We start from the raw sequence: 15,073 nt of genomic DNA on the forward strand, positions 1-15,073 counted from the left end.
TGTAAACCGATAAAATCGCGCGGTTTTTTCCATAGCAAACCGAATTTAGGAGATTTCATGAAACCCAATATTCATCCGAACTACCGTCCGGTCGTCTTTAAAGACAACAGCGCCGACTTCGCCATTCTGACCCGTTCCACTGTCGAAACCAAAGAAACGATTACTTGGACCGATGGTAAAGAATATCCGCTGGTGCGCGTTGATATCAGCAGCCAATCCCACCCGTTCTATACCGGCAAACAGAGCATTGTTGATACCGCCGGTCGTGTGGATCGCTTCAAACGCAAATACGGCAAGAAATAAGCCGCTTTCTGCGATAAAAAAAACCGGCATCAAGCCGGTTTTTTTATCGCAAGTTCGGTAGAAGAAAAAAGGCTCCATCATGGGGCTTTTTATTTTTGTTTGTCGCATTGATGCTTCAATGCAGCGCCGCCCAAACTTCATCTAGATAGGCGAGAGTCAGGTGGGCAGTATCGGGGACGAGGGCGATGTCACTGCCCAGGTCTTCTGCTTTGCCCACGCCGACAGGCAGTGCACCGGCGGCTTTGATGGCGGTGATGCCGGCGGCGGCGTCTTCGATGCCGATGCAGTCGCGGATGTCCACCCCCACGCCTTGCGCGGCGGCGAGGAAAATGTCCGGTGCCGGTTTGGAGTGGGCGACGGCGGCAGGGTCGGCAATGGCGTCGAAGTAGGCGGTGAGCTGCATTTTTTCGAGCAGGAAGGGGCCGTTTTTGCTCGCCGAGGCCAGCGCGATTTTTTTGCCCGCCGCGCGCAGGGCTTGCAGCAGGGCGAGGATGCCTGGGTACACGTCTTCAGGACGGACGGCCTGAATCATTTCGACGTAGTTGTCGTTTTTGCGTGTGGTCAGGCGGGCAAATTCGGCATCGTCCACGCTTTTGCCGCCGTGGGCGAGAATGCGGCGCAGGGAATCGTCACGCGAAACGCCTTTGAGTTGTTCGTTGAAGGCGCGGTCGATATGGATGCCCTGTTCTTCGGCGAGTTTTTTCCAGGCCAGGTAGTGGTATTCGGCGGTGTCGGTGATGACGCCGTCGAGGTCGAAGAGGACGGCTTGGTAGGTCATGGTTGTTCTCCTGTGTTGTTTTTTTGTACGCGACAGAGATTCGTCAAGCGGCGTGATTGTTGGGTTTGCGAATAGTCTTCCCCCTTTACGTCGCTGCGCGACACCTTCCCCCGTAGCGGGGGAAGGGATTTGTCTCTGTGGGGGTTTTTTACCCGTTTTTTTGCAGTGGCGCGCTGTGGCTGTCTTTCAGGGTCAGGGCTTCGCCGTAGAGTTTGAGCGGCAGGGCGTCGCCTTTGAGCAGGCGCAGGGTGACGTTTTTGCCGTCCACTTCTATTTTTATCAGGCGGCCACGGTAGTTGATATGGAAGGTGTAGCCCGTCCAGTCTGATGGCAGGAAGGGCGCGAAGCTGAGGGTGCCACCCCAGGTTTTCATTTGTGCGAAGCCCTGGACGATGGCCAGCCATGAGCCGGTCATGGAGGTGATGTGCAGGCCGTCTTCGGTGTCGTTGTTGTAGTTGTCAAGGTCGAGGCGGGCGGTGCGCTGGTACATTTCCACGGCTTTGGCTTCTTTGCCGAGTTCGGCGGCGAGGATGGCGTGGATGGAGGGCGACAGCGAGCTTTCGTGCACGGTCATCGGTTCGTAGTAGTCGAAGTTGCGCCGTTTTTCGTCGAGGGTGTAGCGGTCGCCGAAGAAGTAGATGCCTTGCAGGACGTCGGCCTGTTTGATGAAGGGCGAGCGCAGGATTTTGTCCCACGACCATTTTTGGTTCAGCGGCAGGTCGTCTGGCGAGAGGGCGGAGACGGGGCGGATGTCTTTGTCGAGGAAGCCGTCGTGCTGGACGAAGATGCCTTGTTCTTTGTCTTCGGGATAGTACATGTTCGCGATGATGTCCTGCCATTTGCCGCGCTCGGCGTCGCTGACGTTGAGGTCGGGGCGCGGGTGTTTTTGCAGGGCGTCCAGGGTGTATTGCAGTACCCAGGCGGCGAGGGTGTTGGTGTACCAGTTGTTGTTGATGTTGTTTTCGTATTCGTTCGGCCCGGTCACGCCGTGGATCATGTATTTGCCGTGGCGTTTGGAGTAGTGGACGCGATCCGCCCAGAAGCGCGAGACTTCGACCAGCACTTCCAGACCTTCTTTGGCGAGGTAGCTGTCGTCGCCGGTGTAGTTGGTGTAGTTGTAGATGGCGTAAGGGATGGCACCGTTGCGGTGGATTTCCTCAAAGGTGATTTCCCATTCGTTGTGGCATTCGACGCCGGTGAAGGTAACCATCGGGTAGAGCGCGCCGGCGAGACCTTGCTGGCGGGCGTTGTGCTGGGCCTGCGGCAACTGATTGTGGCGGTATTTGAGCAGGTTGCGGGTGACGTTCGGCTCGGCCAGGGCGAGGTAGAGTGGCACAGCGTAGGCTTCGGTGTCCCAGTAGGTGGCGCCGCCGTATTTTTCGCCGGTGAAGCCTTTCGGGCCGATGTTGAGGCGGGCGTCTTCGCCGTAGTAGGTGGCGAATAGCTGGAAGAGGTTGAAGCGGATGCCTTGTTGGGCTTCGTCGTTGCTGCTGATGACGACGTCGGCGATATCCCAGCGCTGTTTCCAGCCCGCTTCGTGGGCGGCGAGGAGGTCGGCGTGGTTTTGTCCGCTGATTTTCGCGGAGAGGTCGCGTCCGGCTTTTTGTACGGCGGCGAGACCGTCGTAGTCGCGGCTGGTGGTGATGATGACGCGTTTTTCAAAGGTTTTCGGCGCCGCGCCCACTTCGGCTTCGAAGCGGTTGGTCACGCGCCAGTCGCTGCTGTCGTGGCCGGTGGCGGTGAAGTTGCCGGCGAAGGTTTGTTCGGCGTTGACGATGAATTGGTCGACGCCGAAGGGGTTGGCGACGGTTTGGGTGGCGATGCTGCCACGGTCGGCGGTAACGTCGCGCGCCAGTACTTGCCAGAATTTTTCTTCGTAGTTGGCGTCTTCGTTTTTCACGTCGGCGTCAATGACGGCGTCGATGCGTACTTTGTGGGTTTTGCCGTCGGTGGCGGTGATGTCCCAGCGGATGAGCGCCAGTTCTTTTTGCGCGACGGAGAGGAATTTGCTGATGCGGAACTGGACGCCAAAGAGGGTGAACTGGCGGTGCAGGACGCCGGTGTGCATGTCGAGTTCAAGGACGAAGTCGGTGGGGGTGTGTTTGCCGAGGTCAACTTCCTGGCCGTCAACGTAGATGGCGACTTTGCTGTAATTCAAGGCGTTGATGGCTTTGCCGAAGTATTTGGGGTAGCCGTTTTTCCACCAGCCGACGCGGGTTTTGTCCGGGAACCACACGCCGCCGATGTAGGTGCCGAGGTGGCTGTCGCCGCTGTAGGTTTCTTCGAAGTTGCCGCGCATGCCCATATAGCCGTTGCCGAGGCTGGTCAGGCTTTCTTGCAGGCGCTTGTGTTCTTTTTCCAGTTTGGTGCTGCGGATGCTCCAGGGGTGGATTTCCATGATTCTCAGGTACATATCAGAGTCCTCTTTCGGGTTGGAAGATGATGGTGGATTGGTGGCGCGCGCCGTCTTTGAGGCGGATGTCGCCGTATTCGGGACGGTGCAGGCTGTTGGGCAGGGTTTGCAGTTCGGTGGCGAGCGCGTCATAAGTGCCCGCCTCATGCGCGGTGCCGTCCTGCGGCGCGGCGGTGAAGATAATCAGGCCGTTGCGATCGCCATAGAGGCGGATGCGGTAGTCGGGGGTGCTCAGGATGGCTGCTGCCTGGCGGATGTCAGTGGGGACGCGGTAGATGTCGTCAAAACCCCCGCTTGCGCGCACGGCATCATCCAGCGGACGCACGTGGCGGAAGTCGTAAGCAGGGTTGTCGTCTGCATTGAGCGGCAGTTTTTCCGCATCAACGGCGATATGTTCGCCCTGCGGGATGTGCAGGGTGCAGTCGTGCAGGCCGCGCGGCAGGCGCCAGTAGATGTGCAGGGTCGGGTCAAACACGGTGTCGCCGTGCGCCGTCGCTTCGTAGCGGAGGATGAGGCGGTCGTCCGCGTCCAGCTGGTAATCAATGCGGAGTTCAAGGTCGCCGGGGTAGCCGTCCTGCGCCGCAGTCACGGTCGTGCTGAGGCGCAGTAACTGCGCATCCAGCCGCTGCACGGTGAAGAGCATCCTCGCCAGCCCGTGCGAACCGCCGTGCAGGGCGTTACGCCCTTCGTTCGCCTCCACGTGGCAGGGTTTGCTGAAGAGGTCGAATGCGGCTCCGGCGATGCGTCCGGCGACGCGGCCAATCTGCTTGTTAATCTGAAACGGGTTCTGCACATAATCGGCGGCGTTGTCGTAGCCGATGACCAGCGGCAGGCGGCCATTATCTGTGCGCAGCGAGTAATCCTGGATGATGCCGCCAAGATTGAGCACGCACACCCGTGTGCCGCGCGCATTTTCCAGGTAATAGCCGACGACCGGCACCCCGTGCAGGGTGCCGAACGGTTTGGACAGCGCATCCATCAGGCGTGATCCGTCTTGGCGTGCGTTTCCTTAATCAGGAACACCGAAAACGCGCCGGCGAGCAGGATAATCCCGGCAGCAATAAACATATTGGCCTGTGTGCCGCCCAATAACGGGTAGAGGCCGAAACTCATAAGCGAAGCGACAATTTGTGGCAGGCAAATCGAGCCGTTAAAGAGGCCGAGGTAGGTGCCCATGTGTTTGCCGGAAAGGGCATTGGTCACGATCGTCAGCGGGTAAGTGATAATCCCCGCCCAAGCAATGCCGACCAAGATAAAGGACAGAATCAGCACATATTTATTGCCGACATAGGCGATGGAGAGGAAACCCAGCGCACCCAGCGCCAGACAGGCGAAATAACCGTGCTTATGGAACTGGTTCGGCACCTTCGCCAGCACATACGAGCACACGACCGCCGCGATGGACTGCACCGCCGCCAGCATCCCGTACCAGTTACCCGCTTCCTGATAGCCGGCAGAAGCGGCATCCGTGGTCTGCCAGACATTGGCGGCAATCGCGCCTGCGGAATACGTCCACAAATACTGGAAGGCAAACCAGCAGAAAAACTGCGTCAATGACACCGTCCAGAAGGCCTTGGGCGCGGTTTTCAGTAGCGTCAGCCAGCTCACTTTGTCCTGATTGTCCTGCACTGAAATACCGTGATAACGGGCATAAGTGGCAGGGTCGTACTCCTTCACCTTGAAAATCGTGAAGGCGCTGGTGATGACGAGCAGCGCCGCGCCGACATAAAACGCGACCACCACCGTCTGCGGCACTACGCCCTGTGGCGCGGTATTGGCAAGACCGATATAGGCGAACACGAACGGCAACACGGCGGCAATCACCGAACCGGCATTGGCGAGAAAACTCTGAATACCGTAGGCATAACTCTTCTGCTCGTCGTTAACCATATCGCCGACCATCATCTTGAACGGCTGCATTGCCATGTTGGACGACACATCCAGCAGGGCAATCATCAGCGCGCCAAATACCAGTGCGGCAAGCGGGCCAAAGCCGAAACTGCCGGAGTTCGGCATCAAAATCATCACCAGCACGGCAATCAGCGCGCCATAAAGCAGATATGGCAGGCGGCGACCGCCGAGACGCGGTGCCCAAGTGCGGTCCGAATAATGGCCGACGATGGGCTGTACCAAAAGACCCGCCAGCGGCGGCAGGATAAAGAACCAGCCGAGACTGTGCGGGTCAGCGCCGAGTGTTTGGAAAATGCGGCTCATCTGCGAGCTTTGCAGGGTGAAGGCCGTCTGCACGCCGAGAAAGCCGAAGCTGATCATCCAGATAGTATTTTTGGGCAGCGTGGGCAGGCCTTGCTGCGCCGTTTGCGGGGTGGGTTCCGACATAAGAAAACTCCTTTGATGGGCGGAATGCCCCTGATTGCGGCATTCCGGTGATTAATCATTCCGTGGGAAAACGCTTTAATAATTCGCAAATTAAAGTTCCGGTAAAAACAAGATTCTCCACCCCCTGTGATTGATAAATCTTGAAGGATATTAACGGGAATAGGGAAAAAAAACTAGGAAATCCACGGTTATTTTCACAAAGCAGAGGTGATGATTATCAGGGGATAACATCTGCATACGTGGCAACACGCAGGATTAACGCCGCTTGGCAGGATTTCGCAGTCAGGCAAATAGCCGGAGAGATGACCGGGGACGGCTCAGGGCTCACGTGTGCCAAGGCGTTCGCGCAGCACTTCCATGCGGGTTTCAAGGTCGTGCAGGGTGCGGGCGCGCATCCCGGCGTGGCCATTGCGGATGAGATCGTGAGTGTCGCTGATAAGTTGCAGCAGTTGACGGCGGTTATGTTCGCCAAGTTCGGCGGCGGGCAGTTGTAGGTAGAGCAGGCTGATATGCGCCAGTTCGGGCAGATAGACGGTGAGCAGCGGGCGGTTGGCGCGGATTTTATCGTCATCGTCGCCGAGACCACGCAGGTAGATTTCGCTGTGGTTGCAGAGTTGTTCGAGGAGGAGGCCGATGCGTTCGCCATCGGCACGGCAGCGGTATTGTGCAGCGTTATCGCGCAGGGCGGCGAGATCGGCCATCGCTCGCGTTAGCAGTTGTTGGCGGATACTCGGCGGTCTGGCGGCAGGTTGGGGGCGGTAGCAGTGCAGGTAAACCGCCCACAGCCAGGGTAGGGCGGCCAGCGTCAGGCTGGTGATGAGCGCCAGCAGCCATGCGCCGACGGGAGCTGCGCCGCGCCAGATAACGCCATGCACGAAGGCCGTGCCGAAGTAGAGGCTGATGAGGCTGGCGACGGCGTAGCAGAGCAGACGAACGTGCCGCTTATTGACGTATTTTTTCAAGGTAGGCCTGATGAGCAGCGGCTTCTTCGCTGCTGATGCTGATGCGCTGCCAGCTATCGCTGCTCGCGCTGATCGTGGTTATGATGGTTTCAGCAGGTGTAGCGGCGGATTGCACGGTAGTGGCGGCGAAGTCGAAACCGGATTGTTCGGTGGTCAGGCGTAGATAGACTTCGGCGAGGAGCTGCGAGTCAAGCAGCGCGCCGTGCAGGCTACGGTTGCTGTTATCAATGCCGTAGTATTTGCAGAGTGCGTCCAGATTGTATTTGGCAATGGGGACTTTGTTTTTGGCGAGTTGCAGGGTATCGGTGAGCGGGAAGCGGTCTTCGAGTTTGAAGCCGGCTTTGGCGAGTTTGAATTCGCGGTTAAGGAAGGACTGGTCGAACGGCATATTGTGCGCGATGAGCTCATCCGCGCCGTTGAGGTAGGCGAGCAGATCTTTGAGGATGGCGGCAAAGGTCGGCTCACCGGCGACGCGTTCGTTGGTGATGCCGTGCACGCGCACGGCGTCAGGGTCAATGGTTTGTTCGGGGTTGATGTATTGGTGAAAGTAGTTTTCGGTCGGGCGGCGGTCGATGAGTTCGACGCAGCCGATTTCAATGATGCGGTGGCCTTCGGATTTGTCACGGCCATTGAAGTTCATGCCGGTGGTTTCGGTATCGAAGATGATTTGGCGCATGGGGTTTCCTTAGTGAAGAGCGGCGAGATATTTGGGATCTTCGTCGGCAAAGACGGCCTCGCCACCGAGATTATGCGCCTGTTGTAATGCGGCGGTGGCAGCCGTCTCGCCCAGTTCAAGCAGAGCCTGGCCGAGGCGCAGATGGATGAAGGCATTGTCGCTGCCGCCGGGGCAGGGCAGGGCGATCTGGAAATTATCGCGCGCACGAATGTAATCACCGTGCAGAAACCAGGCGTCACCAATAGCGGCGAGTATCCAGGTTGCCGCTTCCCAGCGGGTTTTGGGTTCGGGCAGCAGATTCCAGGCGTACTGGTAGGCTTCGATGGCTTGCGGGTATTCGCCCTGCGCGGCGAAGGTATCGCCGATTTCGCAGAAGCGGTTGATGCGGGTGTGCAGATGCGGGTCGAGAGCGATGTCGGTCATTGGATTCCTTGCTGGTCAAGCGGATGTATTCAGCTGCGCAACACCCGATGAATTCCAGGCTGGCAGCGTTGACATGCAGGCGGACAGCGCTGAGCAGAGAGTAACCATCAGGGCGGCTTTCAACATGAATGATGGATGGTTGGAAAAACGGCGCGGATTGTACGGGGTTTGCACGGGTAGTGCTATTGTCGATCCCTCTTATCGCTAAAGACATTTATGCAGCCATAACATGGCATAAAAATCCATGAAATTCATTCAGATATTCGCTGAGAAGAGTCTTGTTTTCACTCATGATGGCAATAAATGCTATGGACTTCCTGACAGTAGCCGTATCGGTTTTGTTATGCGAGATATTGCTTGCTAAATTGCGGATAGCGCCATAAAAACCATGCCGCTGTCCCGCTTGTCCATAAACCGCATGAATTTCATGCGGGAAGCGGTGATGACTATCTCTTATATCAGCAAAATTATTGGCGACTTATGGGCAGGCACTTTGCACTCGTCGTTTTCTTGTTTCATAATGCGTCGCCTGCTCATTTTTCCCGTTTTTATTCGGAGTTACCTATGAATCCAGTCGTCCTTGCTGTGTGTTTGATGCTGATTTTATCGCTGGTACGCGTGCATGTTGTGTTCAGCCTGATTATCAGTGCTTTTGTTGGCGGACTTGTCGCCAATATTCCCGCAGAAACTATTCTTGCCGCTTTCCCGCCGGATAAGGTAGCGGGTGTTACGGAGCCGGATACAATTTTGAAACTGAAATATCTGGTCAAGGTCTTTGAAGAAGGCATTGCCGCAGGTACGGCGACGGCCTTGTCTTATGCGGTGCTCGGTGCCTTCGCCGTCGCTATTTCTTATTCCGGCTTATCGCAGGCAATGGCGAATGTTATCGTCAAACGCGCTGCGCACGGCAGCGGTAGTTATCTGAAATGGCTGCTGATTATTGCGCTGCTCGCCATGAGCATCATGAGTCAGAACCTGGTGCCGATTCATATTGCCTTTATTCCACTGATTATTCCGCCGCTGCTGACTGTCATGAACCGCCTCAATCTCGACCGCCGTATGCTTGCTTGTGTGGTCACATTCGGTTTGGTTTGTACTTATATGTTTGTGCCCTATGGTTTTGGCGATATTTTCTTGAACAAGATTCTGCTGGGTAATATCAGTAAATTCGGCATGGATGTATCTGGCGTCAATATTTATCAGGCCATGGCGATTCCGGCTTTGGGTATGGTTGCAGGGTTGGCAACGGCTATTTTTTACAGCTACCGCAAGCCGCGTCATTATGAAAATCTGCCGGTCGAAGGGGCAGCGGAACAAATTCCCATCAAACCGGGCAATATCATCATCGCCATAATTGCCGTTACTGTCGCTTTTTTGGCACAAAAATATACCGGTTCGCTGATTCTCGCCGGCCTGCTGGGTTTTGCCATTTTTATGGTCGCGCGCGTCATTCACTGGCAGCAGGCAGATACCGTCTTTAATAGCGGCATCCGCATGATGAGCATGATTGCCTTCATCATGATTGCTGCCAATGGTTTTGCCGCCGTGATGAAAGCCACGGGCGGGATTGACCCGCTGGTGCAAGACAGTGTCGCCTTTTTTGGCAACAGTAAGGCATTGGTGTCGCTGGCAATGCTGGTGGTCGGATTATTGGTGACGATGGGTATCGGCAGCTCCTTTTCCACCTTGCCGATTATCGCCGCGATCTACGTGCCGATCTGCGTGCATATGGGCTTTTCGCCGCTGGCGACGGTCGCCATCATCGGTACCGCTGGGGCACTTGGTGACGCTGGTTCGCCCGCTTCCGATTCGACTCTCGGCCCGACGATGGGCTTTAATGCCGACGGGCAGCATAATCACATCCGCGACAGCGTGATTCCGACATTCTTGCATTACAACGTACCATTACTACTGGCCGGCTGGCTGGCGGCGATGGTGCTGTAATTCCTTAAATATAAAGCGTATCTGCCGCGATTATCTGAAACGGTAGATACGTTTTTTCGTTTCTTGTGTTAACGGAGTCTGTGATGCGCAAGTCATTCATTATGTTACTGGCTGCTTTGGGCGCGTATAGCGTTCATGCCGCTGATATTGAATTGCCCGATCTCGGTAATCCCGAAAAACGTATATTCAGCGGCGATAAGGCACGCAATATCGGCATGGCGGTTGAAGGCCGCCTGCGGCAAAACGGCGAGCTGCTTGAGCAGCCGGAAATCACCCAATATGTGCGCGAATTGGGTAATCGTCTCAGCAAATATGCCCCTGCCGCTTCTAGTTATCATTTCTTTGTGATCGATTCGCCCGCTATCAATGCCTTTGCCACCAGTGGCGGCTATATTGGTATCAATAGCGGCCTGATAGCGATGACGGACAATGAAGATCAGCTGGCCGGGGTCATCGCGCATGAAATTGGACACGTCAGCCAATCGCATATCGCGCGCTCTATTGCCAACGCCGAAAAATATACCTGGATACAGGCAGTCGGAATGCTGGCTGGCATTGCTGCTGCTGCCGCCGGTGATAGTCCGCAAGGCGCGCGCGCAGCCATTATCGGTTCGCAAGCCTATGTGCGCGAAAAACAATTGGAATATTCACGCGCCCATGAACAACAGGCGGATGATGTCGCTGTTAAAATCCTGCGTAAAGCGGGCTATGACGAATCACAAATGGCGGTATTCTTCGAGAAATTGATGGCGCATGGCAGTCAGCCACCGGAATTCTTATTGACGCACCCCTTGCCGCAAAACCGTATTGAGCGCCAATTGGCAAAAGCCGAAAAAAATAAATCCAGCCGTAATCCGCTGGAATACCAACTCGCCAAAGCGGCTATTGGGCGCTATAGCCGTTATAAACAACGCGATTTCCAACCCGCCGACCCTCTTGCCGCCCAATACCGTCAGGCGCTGGATGCCGAGCGGCGCTACGACCGCACCACGCTGGCGGCATTATTGCCAAGCCTGCCTGCCGATAAAAACGCCGCTTTTGCCCGCTTGCACGGCGAACAGGCATTGGCGGATGACGACAATAGCAAAGCAGAAGAAATCCTCAGCAAGGCCTGGCAGCGTTGGCGCAATAATGAAAACCTGATTATTCCCTATGCCCGCAGTTTAATAGCCGTCGGTAAATATCAGGAAGCGGAAAAGCTCTTGCAGGCACAAATCGCCCGCGACCCCGGTGCAGTGCAATATTACGATGTCTATGGCGGTTTGCTTGACCGGCAGCAGCGTAGCGCCGAACAATTCCTGCTATCCGCCAAATACTATGCCTTGATTGGCGATTACAAACTGGCGGAAGCACAAGTATCGCGCGCCTTGAAAGATCCAACCCTGCCGGTTAACGAACGGCAGAAAGTCGGTAATCTGCAAAAGCGTTACGAGAGGCTGAAAGAAGAGGCCGAAAACGAAAAATAAGAGATAAAACAGACGGTACGTAAATCATTTGTTGGGTATGTAAAAAATAAAACCGCAGGCATTAAAATATTCTGCAATAAAGCGGTGGCAATACTTTACAGATAGACAAATGGCGCTATATAATTCGCCCGCTTTCTAACAACAAACGAGGACAAACAATGAGCCTAGAAGAACTCTTTAATCAAGTTGACAATCTGAACAACGATGACTTTGAAGCACTGATCAATCATATTGATCGCCAGAAGAAGAAACGCGCCCGCGATATTCTTTCCGAAGCCCAACGGCAAGCGGCACGATTCATCACCAGTATGGAAGGCAATAAAGTCCCGGTACAACGCACTGTAATGCCGCCGCGTTACCGTAATCCTGCCAACCCGAAACAAACCTGGAGCGGCATGGGACGTAAACCACAATGGTTTATTGACCATCTGCAACACGGCGGCAGCGAACACGATCTGCTGATCCAATAAACAGACCGATTAAATGCCGTAAATAACGGACAAAAGGCACGATTAATTACCGTGCCTTTTTTATTTATCCCGCGAGGAAAAAACCATGAGTGACACCATATTTCACAAAATTCTGGCCGGCGAAATCCCCTGCGCCAAAATCTACGAAGACGACAACCTCTTTTCCTTTATGGATGCCTTCCCGCAAAGCAAAGGGCATAGCCTGATTATCCCGAAATGCTTTGCCACCGACCTGCTCGATGCCGACCCCGCATCGCTGCAACACATCATCAACTTCAGCCAGAAACTCGCGCGCGCGCAGAAACAGGCTTTGCAGGCGGACGGCATTCGCGTGGTGCAATACAACGGTGAGGCGGCGGGACAGTCCGTCTTCTATTACCATATGCACCTGATACCGATGTGGGCGGGCAAAACGCTCGGCTCGCACGGCAAGGGAGCGGCGGATCTGGCCGAATTGCGCGATACCGCAGACGCTATCCGCGCTGCATTAACCAACTGAAATACAAGGGAAACCCAATGAGTGCAGACATCATTGACGGCAAAGCCTTTGCCGCCACTATCCGCGCTGAAGTGGCGCGCGATACCGCTCTTTTCCGCGAGAAGACCGGCATCCGGCCCGGCCTTGCCGTCGTCCTCGTCGGCAATGACCCGGCCAGCGAAGTCTATGTGCGTAATAAAGGCATCCAGGCCAAAGAAGCGGGTTTTGCCAGCCTCGAATACAAACTGCCCGCCGACACCACTCAGGAAGCGCTGCTTGCCAAAGTTGCCGAACTCAATGCCGATCCGCAAGTGCATGGCATCCTCGTGCAATTGCCGCTGCCTAAACACCTTGACGCCGATGCCGTGCTGAATGCCATCACCCCGGACAAAGACGTGGACGGTTTCCATCCCGTCAACGTTGGCCGCCTGTGGACGGGTAACCCTGTCTCCATTCCCTGCACCCCGCTCGGCTGCTCGCTCATCCTGCGCGACCGCTTGGGCGATCTCGCCGGCAAACGCGCCATCGTCATCGGCCGCTCCAACATCGTCGGCAAGCCGATGGTGGCACTCCTGCTTGCCGCGAATGCCACCGTTACCATCGCCCATTCACGCAGCCCCGACCTGCCTGCACTCTGCCGCGAAGCCGACATCGTCGTCGCCGCCGTCGGCAAGGCACAGCTCGTCAAAGGCGACTGGCTGAAACCCGGCGCCATCGTTCTCGACGTCGGCATCAACCGCATTACCGAAGGCGATAAAATCCGCCTCGTCGGCGACGTGGACTTTGCCAGTGCCGTTGAGACCGCCGGCGCCATTACCCCCGTACCCGGCGGCATCGGGCCGATGACCATCGCCTGCCTGCTGCGCAACACCCTCGCCTGTGCCCAAGCCCTGCACGGCCAACCATAAGGAAACCCCCATGAGCCAAGAAATCGGATTCTTCTACGGCAGCACCACCGGCATGACCGAAGACGTTGCCTACCGCATCGAAGCCTACATCAAAGAAAAACACGGTTTGGAAATCGTGCCGATCAACATCATCGACCTCGACGACCCGAACGACATGTTCCTCTACAAACGCATCATCCTCGGCATGCCGACCTGGAACTACGGCGAATACCAGGATGACTGGGAACAAGTGGTGGACAAAATCGCCTCGGCCAACCTCGATGGCACGGTGATTGCCATGTTCGGCCTCGGCGACCAGATCGGCTACCCCGAATACTACCTGGATGCCCTGGGGATGATCGGTGAACAACTGAGCGCGCAAGGTGCAACCTTCATCGGCGAATGGCCGACCGACGGCTACAAATACACTTCTTCCAAGGCGGTGAAGGCAAACGGCAAATTCATCGGCCTCGCGCTGGATGAAGACAGCCAGCCGGAAAAGACTCAAGAACGGCTGGAAGCGTGGGTGGATCAAGTTCTCCCGCAGCTGCTTGCCTGACAGGAAAAGCCCGCTTCGGCGGGCTTTTTTGTGCGGCGGTATTTTGCAATCAGCAACTGGTGGGTTGGAGTCGTCCTGCATACGAGGTTGCTGTTTACCCTGATCGTTTGCCGGGCAGGGCGCTACTCGCGTATTTGTCCCTCGCCGCAGACGTAGTATTTGGTGCTGGTCAGGGCTTCCAGCCCCATTGGGCCGCGCGCATGCATTTTCTGGGTCGAGATGCCGATTTCCGCGCCCAAGCCGAAGACGAAGCCGTCGGTGAAGCGGGTTGAGGCGTTGACGTACACCACTGCTGCATCCACTGCATCTTGAAAGGCGCGGGCATGGGCAATATCGCGGGTGATGATGGCTTCGGAATGGTGGCTGGTGTAGCGGTTGATCCAATCAATGGCTTCTGTAGCGCTGTCCACCACTTTTACCGCCAGGATGTAATCAAGGAATTCTGTCGCGTAGTCTGCCTCCGTGGCTGCGACGGCATTCGGCAGAAGCGGTTGGGCACGTTCGTCGGCGCGGTATTCCACGGCGTGTACCGCTGCCATTGCCACGGCCAGTTGTGGCAGGAAGCGAGACGCCACGGCGCTATGCACCAGCAGGTTTTCCGCAGCGTTGCAGACGCTGGGGCGTTGGGTTTTGGCGTTGACGACGATGCGCGTCGCCATGTCGAGGTCGGCGCTTTCATCCACGTAGATGTGCACGTTGCCGACGCCCGTTTCGATAACCGGAACCCGCGCCTTTTCTTTGACGCTGCGGATGAGTTGCGCGCCGCCGCGCGGGATGAGGACGTCGATGTAGTCGGTAGCCTGCATCAGTGCTTCGGCCAGACGGCGGTCGGGGTCATCCGGTAGTTGTACGGCGTCGGCATTAAGTCCGGCAGCGTGCAGGGTGCGGCGGATGATGTCCACCAGGGCGGCATTGCTGTGCCGGGCATCGCGGCCGCCACGCAGGATGATGGCGTTACCGGTTTTGAAGGCGAGGCTGAAGGCGTCCACGGCGACATTGGGGCGGCTCTCGAAGATCATGGCGATCACGCCCAGCGGCACGCGTTTTTGCAGGATTTCGAGGCCGTCGGCGTTGGTGTAGCCGCGCAGCACAGTGCCGATGGGATCGGGTAGGTCGGCGACTTGTGCCACCCCTGCGGCGATGGCCTGGATGCGTGCGGCGTCAAGACGCAGGCGGTCGAGCATGACGCCGCTGATGCCGTGATCAGCAGCGGCCGCCAGGTCGCGCGCGTTAGCGGCGAGGATGTCGTCCGTGTGCGCGAGTAAGGCAGCGCTCACGGCATGCAGGGCTTGGTTTTTCGCGCTGCTGCTGAGTCGGGCCAGTTGGTGGGCGGCGAGACGGGCGTTTTGCCCAAGTTGGGTAATGGTGATCATAGTG

The 15,073-nt window shown here is 56.6% G+C and carries 15 protein-coding genes; 7 read left to right on the plus strand and 8 right to left on the minus strand.

The window, feature by feature from the left end:
• Positions 1-57 precede the first annotated feature (57 nt).
• Positions 58-303, plus strand: coding sequence for a type B 50S ribosomal protein L31 (locus tag DY250_RS03405; protein ID WP_115610922.1), 246 nt, complete (start codon positions 58-60; stop codon positions 301-303).
• 115 nt (positions 304-418) lie between these two features.
• Here DY250_RS03405 and pgmB read toward each other — a convergent pair whose 3' ends face one another.
• From pgmB to DY250_RS03440, 7 genes are all read right to left on the minus strand, one after another.
• Positions 419-1,081 (minus strand): beta-phosphoglucomutase, encoded by a 663-nt coding sequence (gene pgmB, locus DY250_RS03410; RefSeq protein ID WP_006985973.1) that lies wholly within the window; start codon positions 1,079-1,081, stop codon positions 419-421.
• A gap of 148 nt (positions 1,082-1,229) precedes the next feature.
• Positions 1,230-3,494, minus strand: a complete 2,265-nt coding sequence (locus DY250_RS03415; RefSeq protein ID WP_115610923.1) for a glycoside hydrolase family 65 protein — start codon at positions 3,492-3,494, stop codon at positions 1,230-1,232.
• Position 3,495: 1 nt separating this feature from the next.
• Positions 3,496-4,473: an aldose epimerase family protein gene (locus DY250_RS03420; RefSeq protein WP_115610924.1), complete on the minus strand. Its 978-nt coding sequence runs from the start codon at positions 4,471-4,473 to the stop codon at positions 3,496-3,498.
• Positions 4,473-5,831, minus strand: coding sequence for an SLC45 family MFS transporter (locus DY250_RS03425; RefSeq protein ID WP_115610925.1), 1,359 nt, complete (start codon positions 5,829-5,831; stop codon positions 4,473-4,475). The genes DY250_RS03420 and DY250_RS03425 overlap by 1 nt, the downstream gene beginning before the upstream one ends.
• 317 nt (positions 5,832-6,148) lie before the next feature.
• Entirely contained in the window at positions 6,149-6,793 is a 645-nt protein-coding gene (locus DY250_RS03430; RefSeq protein WP_115610926.1) for a hypothetical protein, read from the minus strand.
• Positions 6,774-7,469 carry a DNA polymerase III subunit epsilon gene (gene dnaQ / locus DY250_RS03435; protein ID WP_115610927.1) on the minus strand — a complete coding sequence of 232 codons (696 nt, stop codon included), beginning with the start codon at positions 7,467-7,469 and terminating at the stop codon, positions 6,774-6,776. Before dnaQ ends, DY250_RS03430 begins: the two co-directional genes overlap by 20 nt.
• Positions 7,470-7,478: 9 nt before the next feature.
• Entirely contained in the window at positions 7,479-7,892 is a 414-nt protein-coding gene (locus DY250_RS03440) for a tetratricopeptide repeat protein (protein ID WP_115610928.1), read from the minus strand.
• Positions 7,893-8,456: 564 nt separating this feature from the next.
• On the opposite strand from DY250_RS03440, the gene DY250_RS03445 reads away from it, so the two are divergent.
• From DY250_RS03445 to DY250_RS03470, 6 genes are all read left to right on the plus strand, one after another.
• A complete protein-coding gene (locus DY250_RS03445; RefSeq protein WP_115610929.1) occupies positions 8,457-9,836 on the plus strand; it encodes a Na+/H+ antiporter family protein in 1,380 nt (459 codons plus the stop codon).
• 83 nt (positions 9,837-9,919) lie between these two features.
• Positions 9,920-11,302, plus strand: a complete 1,383-nt coding sequence (locus DY250_RS03450) for a M48 family metalloprotease (RefSeq protein ID WP_006985964.1) — start codon at positions 9,920-9,922, stop codon at positions 11,300-11,302.
• A gap of 158 nt (positions 11,303-11,460) precedes the next feature.
• A complete protein-coding gene (locus DY250_RS03455) occupies positions 11,461-11,772 on the plus strand; it encodes an H-NS histone family protein (protein WP_006985963.1) in 312 nt (103 codons plus the stop codon).
• 85 nt (positions 11,773-11,857) lie between these two features.
• Positions 11,858-12,271: an HIT family protein gene (locus DY250_RS03460; protein WP_115610930.1), complete on the plus strand. Its 414-nt coding sequence runs from the start codon at positions 11,858-11,860 to the stop codon at positions 12,269-12,271.
• A 17-nt stretch (positions 12,272-12,288) separates the two neighbouring features.
• A complete protein-coding gene (gene folD / locus DY250_RS03465; protein WP_115610931.1) occupies positions 12,289-13,158 on the plus strand; it encodes a bifunctional methylenetetrahydrofolate dehydrogenase/methenyltetrahydrofolate cyclohydrolase FolD in 870 nt (289 codons plus the stop codon).
• A gap of 10 nt (positions 13,159-13,168) precedes the next feature.
• Positions 13,169-13,696, plus strand: coding sequence for a flavodoxin (locus tag DY250_RS03470; protein WP_115610932.1), 528 nt, complete (start codon positions 13,169-13,171; stop codon positions 13,694-13,696).
• A gap of 122 nt (positions 13,697-13,818) precedes the next feature.
• On the opposite strand, the gene DY250_RS03475 is transcribed toward DY250_RS03470, so the two are convergent.
• Positions 13,819-15,069 carry a glutamate-5-semialdehyde dehydrogenase gene (locus tag DY250_RS03475; RefSeq protein ID WP_115610933.1) on the minus strand — a complete coding sequence of 417 codons (1,251 nt, stop codon included), beginning with the start codon at positions 15,067-15,069 and terminating at the stop codon, positions 13,819-13,821.
• Positions 15,070-15,073: the final 4 nt, after the last annotated feature.

Source organism: Cardiobacterium valvarum, from assembly GCF_900460955.1.
Taxonomy (GTDB): Bacteria; Pseudomonadota; Gammaproteobacteria; order Cardiobacteriales; family Cardiobacteriaceae; genus Cardiobacterium; species Cardiobacterium valvarum.